We start from the raw sequence: 16717 nt of genomic DNA, 5'->3' as shown, positions 1-16717 counted from the left end.
TTAGGAGAGATATAAATGGATGACATCAAGGTTATGACTGTATTTGGAACTAGACCTGAAGCTATCAAAGTAGCTCCTTTAATTAAGGAACTTGAAAAAAGAGAGCATATAAAAAGTATTGTGTGTGTGACAGCACAACATAGAGAAATGCTTGACCAGGTTATAGAAACTTTCAATGTAAATGTAGACTATGATTTAGACATAATGAAAAAAGGGCAAAGTTTAAATGATATAACATGTAAAGTTTTAAATGAACTTCCCATGATTATAGATAAAGAAAAGCCAGACGTAATCTTAGTACATGGAGATACAACGACAACTCTAGCTACTAGTTTAACTGCATTTTATAGTAAAGTTCTAGTAGGTCATATAGAAGCAGGACTTAGAACTTATGATAAATATTCTCCATTTCCAGAAGAACTAAATAGACAACTTACAGGAATTATTGCTGATATACACTTTGCTCCTACTAATTTGGCAAAACAAAACCTAATTTCAGAAGGAAAGTCTGAAGACAATATATTTGTAACAGGCAATACTGCAATTGATGCATTAAAGATGACAATAAGAGAAAATTATACTCACCCTATAATGGATAAGCTTGGTGATGACAGAATGATTTTATTGACTTCTCATAGGAGGGAAAACTTAGGAGAACCTATGAGAAATATATTTAGAGCTGTAAAGCGAATAGTAGATGAATTTGAAGATGTACAGGTAGTATATCCTATACATTTAAATCCTGAAATACGTAGTATAGCCAGTGAAGTATTTGGGAAAAACACTAAAAAAATTCACATTATAGAGCCTTTGGAGGTAGTTGATTTTCACAATTTTTTAAACAAATCATATATGATAATGACTGATAGTGGTGGAATACAAGAAGAGGCTCCATCGCTAGGGAAACCAGTACTTGTGTTAAGAAAAAAGACAGAAAGAATAGAAGGTATTGAAGCAAAAACACTTAAATTAATAGGTACAAATGAAGAAAATATATATAATTCTGTAAAACAATTATTAACAAATAGAAATAATTATATTCAAATGAGTAAAGCTTCAAATCCATATGGGGATGGAAATGCAAGCAAGTATATAGTGGATATAATAGTAAAAAAATTTAATTGAAGATACTTAAATTAGCTTTTGTTAGCTTAATTTAAATTTTATATAAGACAGAATTAAAATATAACGACTTAATATAAAAATTATGATAAGATAAGGAATACAATTAGCAAGGGGGAATAATATGGCTAGAAAATGTATAAAAAATTTAGGCAAAAATAAAGCTGTAAGAAGGTTAAAGCTTGTATTTAAGAAGATATTTATTACTGTGTTTATAATAGCAAGTATAATAGCTGTTTTTAATATAACAAAATATTTTGAAGACTTATATAAGGTAAGAGATATAAAAACTACTAAAATTGAATACTATATGGATGTAGCTGATGAAGCAGGGGGCGGAAAAGTTCAATTAAGCTGGAAGGAGTTACTTGCTATAGATATGGTAATTTATGATGAAGATTTAAGTAATATAAAAAAGAAAGATACATTAAATGTTGGTGAAAAATTTATAGTAGAAGACAAAAATGATAAAGGAGAAAAAGTATACAAGGTAAAAAAGTTTAAGAAAGTATTGAATGAATTGAAATTTGACGCTTCTCAAAAAAGTAGAGCAAAAAAATACATGAAGGATTTAGAATACACATATCTTGGAAATAAGGAACTAAAAGATAGTGATGAAAAAATTAAGTTTATAAAGAAATTAGAAGACTCAGCTATAAGAGAGTATATCGATTATGGTATATTACCATCTATAACAATTGGACAAGCAATATTAGAATCTGGGTGGGGCAATTCTAAACTTACAAAGCAAAGTAATAATTTATTTGGTATAAAGGCAGATAAAGCGTGGAAGGGAAAAAGTGTAGCAATTTCAACTTCTGAACATTATAATGAAAAAATTGTAGCAAGTTTTAGGTCATATGGCTCATTAGAGGACTCTGTAAAAGACCATGGTTTATTTTTAGTAAATAATAAAAGGTATAGAAAAAATGGATTATTTGAAGCAAAAGACTATATTAGTCAGGCACAAGCATTAGAAGATGCTGGATATAGTACAGCTGAAGATAAAAGTGGGAATCGTATATATGCAGAACTACTAATAGAGGTTATTAGAAGCTATAACTTACAATTAATAGATAATAAAGTGGAAACAAAATAAGGATTAATTCTACATGAAAGTGTAACAAGATAAATTTGTTTTATACAAAAGAATAGAAAAAATGTAAAAAAACATAAAAAAATGTATTGACTTGTTATTTGAAAGGTGATATTATTATTACTGTACTCGAAAGAGAACAAAATGAACTTTGAAAATTAAACAGTAGGTTAATTTATAAAAACAAGAAACAAACCATAAAGCCAGATATTTAGATAACAATAGTATCTGAGCCTGATAAACTTTTATTTGAGAGTTTGATCCTGGCTCAGGATGAACGCTGGCGGCGTGCCTAACACATGCAAGTTGAGCGATTTACTTCGGTAAAGAGCGGCGGACGGGTGAGTAACGCGTGGGTAACCTACCCTGTACACACGGATAACATACCGAAAGGTATGCTAATACGGGATAACATATTTGAGAGGCATCTCTTGAATATCAAAGGTGAGCCAGTACAGGATGGACCCGCGTCTGATTAGCTAGTTGGTAAGGTAACGGCTTACCAAGGCGACGATCAGTAGCCGACCTGAGAGGGTGATCGGCCACATTGGAACTGAGACACGGTCCAAACTCCTACGGGAGGCAGCAGTGGGGAATATTGCACAATGGGCGAAAGCCTGATGCAGCAACGCCGCGTGAGTGATGAAGGCCTTCGGGTCGTAAAACTCTGTCCTCAAGGAAGATAATGACGGTACTTGAGGAGGAAGCCCCGGCTAACTACGTGCCAGCAGCCGCGGTAATACGTAGGGGGCTAGCGTTATCCGGATTTACTGGGCGTAAAGGGTGCGTAGGCGGTCTTTCAAGTCAGGAGTGAAAGGCTACGGCTCAACCGTAGTAAGCTCTTGAAACTGGGAGACTTGAGTGCAGGAGAGGAGAGTGGAATTCCTAGTGTAGCGGTGAAATGCGTAGATATTAGGAGGAACACCAGTTGCGAAGGCGGCTCTCTGGACTGTAACTGACGCTGAGGCACGAAAGCGTGGGGAGCAAACAGGATTAGATACCCTGGTAGTCCACGCTGTAAACGATGAGTACTAGGTGTCGGGGTTACCCCCTCGGTGCCGCAGCTAACGCATTAAGTACTCCGCCTGGGAAGTACGCTCGCAAGAGTGAAACTCAAAGGAATTGACGGGGACCCGCACAAGTAGCGGAGCATGTGGTTTAATTCGAAGCAACGCGAAGAACCTTACCTAAGCTTGACATCCCAATGATATCTCCTTAATCGGAGAGTTCCCTTCGGGGACATTGGTGACAGGTGGTGCATGGTTGTCGTCAGCTCGTGTCGTGAGATGTTGGGTTAAGTCCCGCAACGAGCGCAACCCTTGTCTTTAGTTGCCATCATTAAGTTGGGCACTCTAGAGAGACTGCCAGGGATAACCTGGAGGAAGGTGGGGATGACGTCAAATCATCATGCCCCTTATGCTTAGGGCTACACACGTGCTACAATGGGTAGTACAGAGGGTTGCCAAGCCGTAAGGTGGAGCTAATCCCTTAAAGCTACTCTCAGTTCGGATTGTAGGCTGAAACTCGCCTACATGAAGCTGGAGTTACTAGTAATCGCAGATCAGAATGCTGCGGTGAATGCGTTCCCGGGTCTTGTACACACCGCCCGTCACACCACGGGAGTTGGAGACGCCCGAAGCCGATTATCTAACCTTTTGGAAGAAGTCGTCGAAGGTGGAATCAATAACTGGGGTGAAGTCGTAACAAGGTAGCCGTATCGGAAGGTGCGGCTGGATCACCTCCTTTCTAAGGAGAATTGCCTACTGTTTAATTTTGAGGGTTCGTTTTTACGAATACTCAATTAGCACTTTGAGCAACAGAATAAACTGAACGCATGTGAAGTTTGTTTGTTGGCCTTGTGTGTTAGCACTTTAAGCAACGGAATTTATTCGTTGGCGACGTGCTTTAGCACTTTGAAAACTGCATATATATATTTAGTGATATGACATCTAATTTGTAATATATAAAGCTGATAACTTTTAAAAATTATCGAAGTTGATAGCTTCTAATCTATCAAACCTTTTTAACTGGTCAAGTTATTAAGGGTGCAGGGCGGATGCCTTGGCACTAGGAGCCGATGAAGGACGCGATAAGCTGCGATAAGCTTCGGGGAGTTGCACGTAAACTTTGATCCGAAGATTTCCGAATGAGGAAACTCACTTAGAGTAATGTCTAAGTATCATTAAGTGAATACATAGCTTAATGAGGGGAACTCAGGGAACTGAAACATCTAAGTACCTGAAGGAAGAGAAAGAAATTCGATTCCGTAAGTAGCGGCGAGCGAACGCGGAATAGCCCAAACCAATAAAGTTTTCTTTATTGGGGTTGTGGACATATCTTAAACGAAGAGGTATCGTAATTGAAGAGGTTTGGAAAGACCCACCACAGAAGGTAATAGTCCTGTATGTCAAACGAGAAAACTTCAGATATGATCCAGAGTACCACGGGACACGTGAAACCCTGTGGGAAGCAGGAGGGACCACCCTCCAAGGCTAAATACTACCTAGTGACCGATAGCGTATAGTACCGTGAGGGAAAGGTGAAAAGAACCCCGGGAGGGGAGTGAAATAGAACCTGAAACCCTGCACTTACAAGCTGTGGAAGCACATTTCTTGTGTGACCGCGTACTTTTTGTAGAACGGGCCAACGAGTTACGTTAAGTAGCAAGGTTAAGCACTTAAGGTGTGGAGCCGTAGCGAAAGCGAGTTTTAACTGAGCGTTCAGTTACTTGACGTAGACCCGAAACCGGGCGACCTACCCATGAGCAGGATGAAGCGAAAGTAAAATTTCGTGGAGGTCCGAACCCACGAGCGTTGAAAAGCTCGGGGATGACTTGTGGGTAGCGGTGAAATTCCAATCGAGCCCGGAGATAGCTGGTTCTCCCCGAAATAGCTTTAGGGCTAGCCTCAAGGTGAGAGATACGGAGGTAGAGCACTGAATGTCCTAGGGGTATTGCACCTACCGAAGACTATCAAACTCCGAATGCCGTCATCTTATACTTGGGAGTCAGACTGTGGGTGATAAGATTCATAGTCGAAAGGGCAACAGCCCAGATCGTCAGCTAAGGTCCCTAAATGTAAGTTAAGTGGTAAAGGATGTGGGATTGCACAGACAACCAGGATGTTGGCTTAGAAGCAGCCACTCATTCAAAGAGTGCGTAATAGCTCACTGGTCGAGTGATCCTGCGCCGAAGATTTCCGGGGCTAAAACTTACTACCGAAGCTACGGCATCAGTAATGATGGGTAGGGAGCTTCCCATACGGGTTGAAGCATGACCGTAAGGACATGTGGACAGTATGGGAGTGAGAATGTTGGCATGAGTAGCGAGATGTGGGTGAGAATCCCACAGGCCGTAAACCCAAGGTTTCCAGGGGAAGGTTCGTCCGCCCTGGGTTAGTCGGGACCTAAGCTGAGGCCGAAAGGCGTAGGTGATGGACAACAGGTTGATATTCCTGTACTACCGATAACCGTTTGAGAGATGGGATGACACAGTAGGATAAGCTAAGCACACTGTTGGTTATGTGTGCCCAAGCATTGAGGCAGTCAGAGTAGGTAAATCCGCTTTGATAATGCTGGGATGTGATGGGGAGCGAAATTTAGTAGCGAAGTAGCTGATTTCACACTGTCAAGAAAAGTCTCTATCGAGGTTAAAGGTACCCGTACCGCAAACCGACACAGGTGGGTGAGGAGAGTATCCTAAGGCCCGCGAGAGAACTGTTGTTAAGGAACTCGGCAAAATGACCCCGTAACTTAGGGATAAGGGGTGCCACCATACGGTGGCCGCAGAGAATAGGCCCAAGCGACTGTTTACCAAAAACATAGGTTTCTGCTAAGTCGCAAGACGATGTATAGGAGCTGACGCCTGCCCGGTGCTGGAAGGTTAAGGGGATCTGTTAGAGCAATCGAAGCAGTGAACTTAAGCCCCAGTAAACGGCGGCCGTAACTATAACGGTCCTAAGGTAGCGAAATTCCTTGTCGGGTAAGTTCCGACCCGCACGAAAGGCGTAACGATTTGGGCACTGTCTCAACAACAGACTCGGTGAAATTGTAATTCCGGTGAAGATGCCGGATACCTGCGACAGGACGGAAAGACCCCATGGAGCTTTACTGTAGCTTGACATTGGGTCTTGGTACTACATGTACAGGATAGGTGGGAGGCTTTGAAACCAGGACGCCAGTTTTGGCGGAGCCATCCTTGGGATACCACCCTTGTAGTACTGGGACTCTAACCATAGGCCATGAATCTGGTCTTGGGACACTGTCAGGTGGGCAGTTTGACTGGGGCGGTCGCCTCCCAAAAGGTAACGGAGGCGCTCAAAGGTTCTCTCAGTACGGTCGGAAATCGTACGTAGAGTGTAAAGGCAAAAGAGAGCTTGATTGCAAGACATACAGGTCGAGCAAGGATGAAAATCGGACTTAGTGATCCGGTGGTTCTGCGTGGAAGGGCCATCGCTCAACGGATAAAAGCTACCCTGGGGATAACAGGCTTATCTCCCCCAAGAGTCCACATCGACGGGGAGGTTTGGCACCTCGATGTCGGCTCATCACATCCTGGGGCTGTAGTAGGTCCCAAGGGTTGGGCTGTTCGCCCATTAAAGTGGTACGCGAGCTGGGTTCAGAACGTCGTGAGACAGTTCGGTCCCTATCCGTCGCAGGCGTAGGAAATTTGAGGAGACCTGTCCTTAGTACGAGAGGACCGGGATGGACGTACCTCTGGTGTACCAGTTGTTCTGCCAAGGGCATGGCTGGGTAGCTATGTACGGAATGGATAAGCGCTGAAAGCATCTAAGCGCGAAGCCAACTTCAAGATAAGATTTCCCACCGCAAGGGTAAGACCCCAGAAAGACTATCTGGTTGATAGGTCGAAGGTGTAAGTGCAGCAATGTATTTAGCTTATCGATACTAATAGGTCGAGGACTTGACCAATATTTATTTGATGTTCATTAATTAAAATATATATGTAGTTTTTAGAGTGTTAACTTTAAAAAACTAGTTTTACTAGCTATAAAAATTTAATGCGGGTGTAGCTCAATGGTAGAGTTCTGGCCTTCCAAGCCAGCTGTGAGGGTTCGATCCCCTTCACCCGCTCCAAAAGATTATGTGGTTACAATAGCAGAGAGGATACACCTGTTCCCATTCCGAACACAGAAGTTAAGCTCTCTAGCGCTGATGGTACTTGGTGGGAAACTGCCTGGGAGAGTAGGACGTAGCCACGTAATTTTTTTTGCATAAAATTTTATAAAAATCTAATTATTATATGTTTTTATTTGTCTTTTATAGATTTTTTTGGCAATAAATGATATAGTGAATATAATTAAATATTTAAATATTTAATTTTTTTTGTTTTTTTGTAAGTTTATTTTTATAACTTTCTTTAAAATTTTTGGGAGATACACTTTGACATATGTTTTAAAAGTAATTTTAACAGTAAGTAGGATAAAAAATAAATAAAATAGAAATTTGTGTTAAATAAGGAGATTAATATGAAAAAAAATGCAAGATTGATAACAACAGGAATTCTTTCAATGGCAATTGTTGCACCTACAATGGCATTTGCTACTGAGTCTAATGCTATGGAAAATAATGCTAACTTAAATATAAATTTGGAGAAAAAAAGTATAGTTTTAGGAAGTACATCAAAAGTAAGTGTGAAGTTTAAAGAAAAGCCAGATGCTGATAGCATTACTTTAAAATATAAATGTTATGACATGCCACTAGATACAACTCTGAACTACAATCAATCAACTGGATTATATGAAGGAACAATCAACTACAATAAAGACCCAGAATATTTAAATGTATGGGAATTACAGGGTATAACAATAAATAGCACAACTAATCCTAAGACTTTAGATAAACAAGAATTAGAAGCTATGGGATTAAATTTAAAAGATTATGATGTAACACAGGAATGTATAATTGAAGACATAACTTCAAGAAAAGATGTAAGTAAATATATGAGAAAAACTTCTGCTCCTATAACAGAACTTACAGGAAGTGATAGGTATGAAACAGCAGTTAAGATAAGTAAAGAAGGCTGGAAAAATGGTTCAGATAAAGTAATTATAATAAGTGGAGATGTAAGCATCGACGGTATTATATCAACTCCATTAGCTACTACATATAATGCACCAATACTTTTAGTTGAAAAAAACAGTGTACCAGCCAGTGTAAAAGCAGAATTAAAGCGTCTAAATCCTAAAGATATAATTATAATTGGAGATGATAATTCTATTTCTAAAACTACTGCTAATCAAATAAAATCAACTGTAAGTGCTAGTCAAACACGTTTGAATGGTTCTAATAGATATGAGACATCTTTATTGATAGCAAAAGAAATAGATAAAAATCATGATGTAGATAAAGTATATATAACAAATGCAAATGGTGGAGAAGTAGATGCACTTACTATTGCAGCAAAAGCAGGTCAAGATAAGCAACCAATTATATTAAGTGATAAAGACAGTCTTACAAATGATACATATAAGTGGCTACAAAGTGAGGATTTACAAAGTGCTTACTTTATAGGTGGTCCTCAAATGTTATCAACAAATGTTATCAATAAAATAAATGATATAACTAAAGATAGTGTTACTAAAAATAGAGTATATGGAGCAGATAGACATGAAACAAATGCAAATGTAATAAAAACATTCTATACAGAGGATGAATTAGAAGCTGTTCTAGTTGCTAAGTCAGATGTACTTGTTGATGCTTTAGCAGCAGGGCCATTGGCTGCTAGTTTAAAATCTCCAATACTTATAACACCAAAAACATATGTATCTGCATATCATAAGGATAATTTAGAAGCTAAATCTGCTAATAAAGTGTATAAGATAGGAGGCGGATTAACTTCTAAGGTAATGAATTCTATAGCATCATCATTATCTAAGCATAATACAACACCAACAGACCCAGGAACTAGTAATGGAGCAAAGACAGTTATGATTGACCCAGGTCATGGTGGCTCGGATACTGGAACAACAGGTAAACCATTAGGTGGAATTAGAGAAAAAGATTATACTTTAAATACTTCACTTGCAACAACTGAGTATTTACGTTCAAAAGGAATAAATGTAATTATGACAAGAGATACAGATAAGACTTTATCACTTGGAAATAGAACTGCCCTATCTAACTCTTTAAGACCAGATTTATTTACAAGTATACACTATAATGCATCTGATACAACTGGAAATGGAGTAGAAGTATTTTATAAACTTGCAGACAAAAATGGTGGAACTACTAAAACTGTAGCTACAAACATATTAAATAGAATTTTAGAGAAGTTTAATCTTAAAAATAGAGGTATAAAAACAAGAACACTATCAACTGACCCTACAAAGGATTACTTGTATGTTTTAAGAACTAATGATATGCCAGCTGTACTTGTAGAATGTGCATTTTTAGATAATGAGAAGGATATGAGTTTATTGAATTCATCATCAAAAGTAAAGGACATGGGTACACAAATAGGTAAAGGTATAGAAGAGTCATTAAAATAGTACATAATGAAAATACTTAAAAAACTCAGCATAAATTAATTTATGACTTTAGATTTAGTTTAAATCCATAAAATAAAAATATAATTCTGTTAGTAATAAAGACTATGTATAAGTTGTTGCAGATATAAGTGCAAATAGTGTATACATAGTCTTTTTGTGTTGAAGTTTTGGTTGCTAAGTCTCAGGTGTAATTATAGAGATGTATTTAACTTCTAGGTATTAATAGGTCGAGGACTTGAATAATATTTATATGATGTTTATTTATTAAAATATATATGTAACATTTAGAATGCAACTTTGAAAAATTAATTTTATTGACTTATAAAAATTTGATATAAAACTCTACAAAATATAATCATTATATGTTTTTATTTGTCATTTATAGATTTTTTTAGTAATAAATGATATAGTGGAAATGAGCAAATATATTTAATTATGTTTATTTTTTGTAATTGTTTATTTTTTGTAATTTAATTTTTAATAAATTTTTGCAAATTTAGATAAGCACACTTTGCTGTGTTTTAAAAAATTAAAAGATAAAAAAAGCAAGGTGAAAATCTATGTTAAGTAAGGAGATTAATATGAAAAAAAATACGAGATTAATAACAACAGGAGTTCTTTCAATGGCAATTGTTGCACCTACAATGGCATTTGCTACTGAGTCTAATGCTATGGAAAATAATGCTAACTTAAACATAAATTTGGAGAAAAAAAGTATAGTTTTAGGAAGTACATCAAAAGTAAGTATAAAATTTAAAGAAAAACCAGATGCTGATAGCATTACATTAAAATATAAATGTTATGATATGCCACTAGATACAACTCTGAACTACAATCAATCAACTGGGGTATATGAAGGAACTATAAATTATAATAAAGACCCAGAGTATCTAAATGTTTGGGAGTTACAAGGGATAACAATAAATAGCGCAACTAATCCTAAGACTTTAGACAGACAAGAATTAGAAGCTATGGGATTAAATCTAAAAGACTACAATGTAACACAGGAATGTATAATTGAAGATATAACTTCAAGAAAAGATGTAAATAAATATTTGAGAAAGACTTCTGCACCTATCACAGAACTTACAGGAAGTGATAGATATGAAACAGCTGTTAAAATAAGTAAAGAGGGATGGAAAAATGGTTCAGATAAAGTAGTTATAATAAATGGAGATGTAAGCATAGATGGTATTATATCAACTCCACTAGCAACTACATATAATGCACCAATACTTTTGGTTGAAAAAAATAATGTGTCTGATAGTGTAAAAGCAGAATTAAAGCGTCTAAATCCTAAAGATATAATTATAATTGGAGATGAGAATTCTATTTCTAAAACTACTGCTAATCAAATAAAATCAACTGTAAGTGCTAGTCAAACACGTTTGAATGGTTCTAATAGATATGAGACATCTTTATTGATAGCAAAAGAAATAGATAAAAATCATGATGTAGATAAAGTATATATAACAAATGCAAATGGTGGAGAAGTAGATGCACTTACTATTGCAGCAAAAGCAGGTCAAGATAAGCAACCAATTATATTAAGTGATAAAGACAGTCTTACAAACGATACGTATAAGTGGTTACAAAGTGAGGATTTACAAAATGCTTACTTTATAGGTGGTCCTCAAATGTTATCAACAAATGTTATCAATAAAATAAATGATATAACTAAAGATAGTGTTACTAAAAATAGAGTATATGGAGCAGATAGACATGAAACAAATGCAAATGTAATAAAAACATTCTATACAGAGGATGAATTAGAAGCTGTTCTAGTTGCTAAGTCAGATGTACTTGTTGATGCTTTAGCAGCAGGACCATTGGCTGCTAGTTTAAAATCTCCAATACTTATAACACCAAAAACATATGTATCTGCATATCATAAGGATAATTTAGAAGCTAAATCTGCTAATAAAGTGTATAAGATAGGAGGCGGATTAACTTCTAAGGTAATGAATTCTATAGCATCATCATTATCTAAGCATAATACAACACCGACAGACCCAGGAACTAGTAATGGAGCAAAGACAGTTATGATTGACCCAGGACATGGTGGTTCAGCACCTGGAAATTCATTTGGAGGAATGATTGAAAAAGATTACAATTTAAATACTTCACTTGCAACTACTGAATATTTACGTTCAAAAGGAATAAATGTAATTATGACTAGAGATACAGATAAGACTTTATCACTTGGAAGTAGAACTGCTTTATCTAACTCACTTAAACCAGACTTATTTACAAGTATACATTACAATGGTGATAATAATAGAAAAGGTCATGGGGTAGAAGTGTTTTACAAGCTTAAAGATAAAAATGGAGGAACTTCTAAGACTGTGGCTACAAACATATTAAATCGAATTTTAGAGAAATTTAAACTTACAAATAGAGGTATAAAAACAAGAGTACTTACTAGTGACCCTACAAAAGATTATTTATACGTTTTAAGAACCAATGACATGCCAGCTGTACTTGTAGAATGTGCATTTTTGGATAATGAGAGTGATATGAAGTTAATAAATTCACCTGCAAAAGTAAAAGAAATGGGCACACAAATAGCTAAAGGAATAGAAGAATCATTAAAGTAATTAAAAATAGAGTAATTAAAGTTTAATATAAATTTATGATTGTGAGTTTATATTAAAGCTATAATTTGAAGTATGGGTGTGTAAATATATAAAGACTATATATACATTGTTGCATATACAAATGCATAACAGTGTATATATGGTCTTTTTTGTAGTTAAATGCAATAATTTGATTGTATTTTGAAAAATGCACAATATGATATAATTAGATAATATACACTTAATTTAATTAAGGAAGGTGATTATGTGGAATATTTATTAAAAAAAAGCAGTCTAAAAAAAGATGAAAATGAATCCTTAGGCAAATATAAGGAATTATTGAATAGAACTGAAAATAACTCAAGAAGTATTATTTTATTAGTACCAAATAACAATACTAGAATAAGATATGAGAGGTCATTAGAATTAGATTATAGTGAAGAATTAAAAATAACAACATATATAGGATTTGTAAAAAAAGAATTATTAAAATATTGGGCACTTATAATAGAGAAATGTGAAGGAATAAATAAAAAATCTATATCTCCAACATTTATATCAAATAGTTTAAGTGAATATTTAATAATTAAAAAAGTTAAGGAAAAAAGAGTGAAAGAAGGATATTTCGAAGATATCACAGGAACGAATAAATCAATCGCAAAAAGTATAATTACAAATATAAGTAAGTCCGCATTTAATTTAATTGACTTTGATTTTATTGGAGAAAAAATATATTCATCAAAGAAAAATAGAAATAGTATATATAGATTTTCATATACTCAGATGGATGAAATTATATCATATTATATAAATACACTGCTTTCAAATTCAATGTTAGATAATGCACTGAGTGTATATCTATATAATAATTACCTTCTTAATGATGAGTTTTATTTAAAAAATTTACTTAAAGAATTGAGATATATAGTAGTTGATAGTCTTGAAAATTCAAGTAATGCAGAAGTAGATTTTATTGAAAAGGTGTCAAGCAATGCATTAGAAAGCTATATATTCTTTGATTTTAGTAAAGATTATTCTGTATTTAATAATATTGACATGGGTTATATAAATGAAAAGATAATATCTAAAATTAAATTTAAAGAAGAAATTAACTTTGAAAAAAGTAATATAAAAATAGAAGATTTATATTTATTACCCTCAAGTATAGAATTAAATCAATCAAGTCAACTATATAATGAAATGTTAGATTTAGTGAGCGAAAAGGTTGTAACACTTATAGAAAGTGGAGTATCTCCAAAAGATATAGCAATTATATCACCTATAAACAATACAATATTGGAGTATCAAATTAGAGATTCTTTGAAAGAAAAAAATATAGATGTTTTTAACACTAAAAAAGATAAAAAAGCTATAGATTACCCATATGGAAATGCTTTAGTGGTTGCAACTTGCATATTTTATGGATATTTAGACTTTATAAAAGATGAAGAATATATAAGTTTTTTAGAGACTCTTTTAGACATAAACAGAATAAAAGCATTTAAGATTTTTAAAGAAACAAGGTATTTAGAAGTTGATAAAATAGGAGGATATAATCAATATCGTGATATTTTACAGTATATTGAAGAAAAAAAGAAAAGTGATATAAAAATACATGAATTTTTAATTCAATTTTATATAGATAAAATGTTAAATTTAAAAGATGGTAAAAAGAATGTTGGTCTATGTAAACAGATAATAACTGAAAGTGAATCATTTAGTGAAAGTGCAAACCTACTTGGATTGAAAGAAGAAAAGATTTTTATAGAAGCTTTAAAGACGACAATAAATGATTATTATTCTGTTATTGATATAGAAGAGTTAAAAAGCAAAGATAAAATAGTAATAACAACTCCTTATTCATATATATCATCAAATATAGATAGAAGTGTCCAGATATTGGTAGATATAGGAAGTAATTCTTGGAATATGAAAATAGAAAAAGATATAAGTAATTTAATTGTACTTAGAAAATCTTTTGAAGAGAAAAAAATTTATACAAATGAAATGGAAGAGTACTACAAGAAATATTATCTATATAATACAATATATAATTTATTGTTAAGTGCAAAGAAAGTTTATGCATATAAGAGTGAATACACAATTAATGGTTATATTCAAGAAAGTATGCTATATAGTATACTTTTGAAACTCTCACATAAAGGAGATAAAATTTATGATTAATATAAACTATAGAGAAGACCAAATACCAATAATAAATTATGAGGATGGAACTATGGCAGTTCCAGCAGTTCCTGGGGCTGGCAAGACATTTATAATAACCAATTTAGTAGCTAAACTACTCCTTGAACAGAAACATAAAGGTGGTAAAATATTAGTTCTTACATATATGAATAGTGCTGTAAATAATTTTAAAGGTAGAATAAAAAAAATACTTGAAGAAAACAAAATAGACGATATTAACTCATATGAAGTAATGACTATACATAGTCTAGCTGTAAAAATAATAAAGGAAAAACCTGAAATAGTAATGTTGAGTGAAGATTTTAATATAGCTGATGATTTACAAAAAAGTATTATATTAAATGAATGTATAAATAAATTTAGATTTGATGGAGGAGAAAGAGCATTTAGGTGGTTTCTAAAGGAGCAAAAAGATGAGAGATGGAAAGAGATAACTCTTGAAGCTTGGGAGAGAGGTTTTTTTGAATTTGTAGGAAATGCTATAAGTGAACTTAAATACAAGGGAATTTCTCCAGATAAGCTTGAAGAGATACTATCAAGAGGACACAAAGGCATGTTTAAAGTGATTTTGCCAATATACAAATTGTATGATAGAAAATTAAAGCAAAATGGCTTACTAGATTATGATGATATATTAATTCTAGCAGAAAAAACCTTATGCTTAGATGAAGGACTTAGAAAAAAATTCCAAACTAGATATAAATATATTTTTGAAGATGAATGTCAAGATTCAAATGAAATACAAGGGAATATAATAAAAATTATATCAAGTGAAAATAATAATTTAGTTAGAGTGGGAGATATAAATCAGAGTATAACAGGTACATTTTCATCATCAGACCCCAGGTTTTTTAAAGAATTTATAAAAAATGCAAAGTGTTGTTATAGGATGGATATGTCAAATAGAAGTTCAAAAGATATACTAGATTTAGCAAATTCACTTGTAGAATATGTCACAAAAGAATTTAAACAAGAGGAATGCAGATATGCTCTTGAGGATATGCAAATAAAAACTGTTCCAACTGGAGTTGGATATAAAGAAAACCCTAAGCCAGAGCATTATAATATAAATGTAAAATGGTATAATAGTTGGAAAAATGAAATAGAACAAACTGCTAAATATGTTAAAGGTATAAAAAAGAAATATCCAGATAAGAGTATAGGAATACTAGTTCCATTTAATGAACAAGTTACACAAGTTGCTAAGGAACTTAGAGAGTATAGTCTAACCTTTGAAGAATTGGGTCCAAATTCTTTAAGTAAAAGAAAGGTTATAAATAGCATAGCTTCTATTATAGATTTTATGCTAAACTGCGATGATATAGAAAAGTTAATAATCGTACTTGATAAAGTTTTTATAAATACAGACAATGAGATAGAAGAAAAGAATTTTTTAGACAGATTAAAAAAATATACAACAGAAGAAATTATATATGATTTGAAATTTAATAAAGATAAATTTGAATCACTAGAAATTAATGAAGAAAGCGATATATATACAAGTTTTAAATATGGTATAGATATTATAAAACAGATATTAGAATACCCAATAATAAGGTTAGACCTGCTGATACTGTTCATTGGTAAAAAACTCAACTTAGAAAAAGAGGATAAAGCAGTATTAGATTATATATCTTTTTATATAAAGTATTTAGTTTCGGAAAATATATATATGGACTTAGAAGATGTTTACAATGTTCTATTTGATGTTAAAAATAAGGTGTTTAATCACATAATAGATGTAGTTTATGAGATAAATGGATATGAGCCAGAACCTGGTAGCATAACACTATGTAATTATCATAAATCAAAGGGGATGGAATGGGATTGTGTGTTTTTATTAGGTCTTGTTGAATATAATTTCCCTGACAATATTACTCAGAAATTTCAGAGTGATAAATGGTACTTAAAAGAAAAATACAAAAATCCAATGGCTATTATTAAGTCAGAAATTGAAGCTATATTAAAAGGTAGTATTTCAACTGATTACGCTTATCAAACTAAAATTGATTCTATAAATGAGAAGATTAGACTTTTATATGTAGGAATCACTAGGGCAAAGGAGATGTTAGTACTTTCAGGGAGTGCTTATAGAGATGAAAATGATATAGGTAATAAAAGAAAAGAACAGAATCCTTGTGTTTATTTAAGAAGGTTGAATCAATATATTATTGAGAAAAGGTCAAATTAACATATAGATGAGTTAAGTTGAT

Annotated in this window: 6 protein-coding genes, 1 tRNA gene and 3 rRNA genes; all 10 read left to right on the top strand. The window is 33.6% G+C overall.

Features of this window, described 5'->3' with window-relative positions; all coding sequences use genetic code 11:
• The first annotated feature begins 15 nt into the window (after positions 1-15).
• The 10 genes from wecB to JJC01_15425 all read left to right on the top strand — a co-directional run bounded on the left by wecB (position 16) and on the right by JJC01_15425 (position 16695).
• On the top strand, positions 16-1125 hold the full coding sequence (gene wecB / locus JJC01_15470) for a UDP-N-acetylglucosamine 2-epimerase (non-hydrolyzing) (protein ID UDN57558.1): 1110 nt from the start codon (positions 16-18) through the stop codon (positions 1123-1125).
• A 121-nt stretch (positions 1126-1246) separates the two neighbouring features.
• Entirely contained in the window at positions 1247-2221 is a 975-nt protein-coding gene (locus tag JJC01_15465) for a glucosaminidase domain-containing protein (protein ID UDN57557.1), read from the top strand.
• Positions 2222-2463: 242 nt separating this feature from the next.
• Positions 2464-3964, top strand: a 16S ribosomal RNA gene (locus tag JJC01_15460).
• 283 nt (positions 3965-4247) lie between these two features.
• Positions 4248-7144: ribosomal RNA gene (locus JJC01_15455) — 23S ribosomal RNA — on the top strand.
• 91 nt (positions 7145-7235) lie between these two features.
• Positions 7236-7309, top strand: a tRNA-Gly gene (locus JJC01_15450).
• Between the two features lie 8 nt (positions 7310-7317).
• A 5S ribosomal RNA gene (gene rrf / locus JJC01_15445) occupies positions 7318-7434 on the top strand.
• Together the 16S, 23S and 5S rRNA genes with 1 tRNA gene alongside form the textbook arrangement of a ribosomal RNA operon.
• Positions 7435-7701: 267 nt before the next feature.
• Positions 7702-9723, top strand: coding sequence for an N-acetylmuramoyl-L-alanine amidase (locus JJC01_15440; protein ID UDN57556.1), 2022 nt, complete (start codon positions 7702-7704; stop codon positions 9721-9723).
• 581 nt (positions 9724-10304) lie between these two features.
• On the top strand, positions 10305-12320 hold the full coding sequence (locus JJC01_15435) for an N-acetylmuramoyl-L-alanine amidase (GenBank protein ID UDN57555.1): 2016 nt from the start codon (positions 10305-10307) through the stop codon (positions 12318-12320).
• 246 nt (positions 12321-12566) lie between these two features.
• Positions 12567-14483, top strand: a complete 1917-nt coding sequence (locus tag JJC01_15430) for a hypothetical protein (protein UDN57554.1) — start codon at positions 12567-12569, stop codon at positions 14481-14483.
• Positions 14476-16695 carry an ATP-dependent helicase gene (locus tag JJC01_15425; protein ID UDN57553.1) on the top strand — a complete coding sequence of 740 codons (2220 nt, stop codon included), beginning with the start codon at positions 14476-14478 and terminating at the stop codon, positions 16693-16695. The genes JJC01_15430 and JJC01_15425 overlap by 8 nt, the downstream gene beginning before the upstream one ends.
• The last annotated feature ends 22 nt before the right edge of the window (positions 16696-16717 follow it).

It is taken from the genome of Clostridioides sp. ES-S-0010-02 (genome assembly GCA_020641055.1).
Classification (GTDB): domain Bacteria; phylum Bacillota; class Clostridia; order Peptostreptococcales; family Peptostreptococcaceae; genus Clostridioides.
The sequence above is the reverse complement of the archived record's forward strand: the minus strand, read 5'-3'. Positions and strand labels throughout refer to the sequence as shown.

Coding starts and splice junctions, on each gene's coding strand:
- wecB (UDN57558.1), top strand. CDS start 16: ATGGATGACATCAAGGTTATGACTGTATTTGGAACTAGACCTGAAGCT.
- JJC01_15465 (UDN57557.1), top strand. CDS start 1,247: ATGGCTAGAAAATGTATAAAAAATTTAGGCAAAAATAAAGCTGTAAGA.
- JJC01_15440 (UDN57556.1), top strand. CDS start 7,702: ATGAAAAAAAATGCAAGATTGATAACAACAGGAATTCTTTCAATGGCA.
- JJC01_15435 (UDN57555.1), top strand. CDS start 10,305: ATGAAAAAAAATACGAGATTAATAACAACAGGAGTTCTTTCAATGGCA.
- JJC01_15425 (UDN57553.1), top strand. CDS start 14,476: ATGATTAATATAAACTATAGAGAAGACCAAATACCAATAATAAATTAT.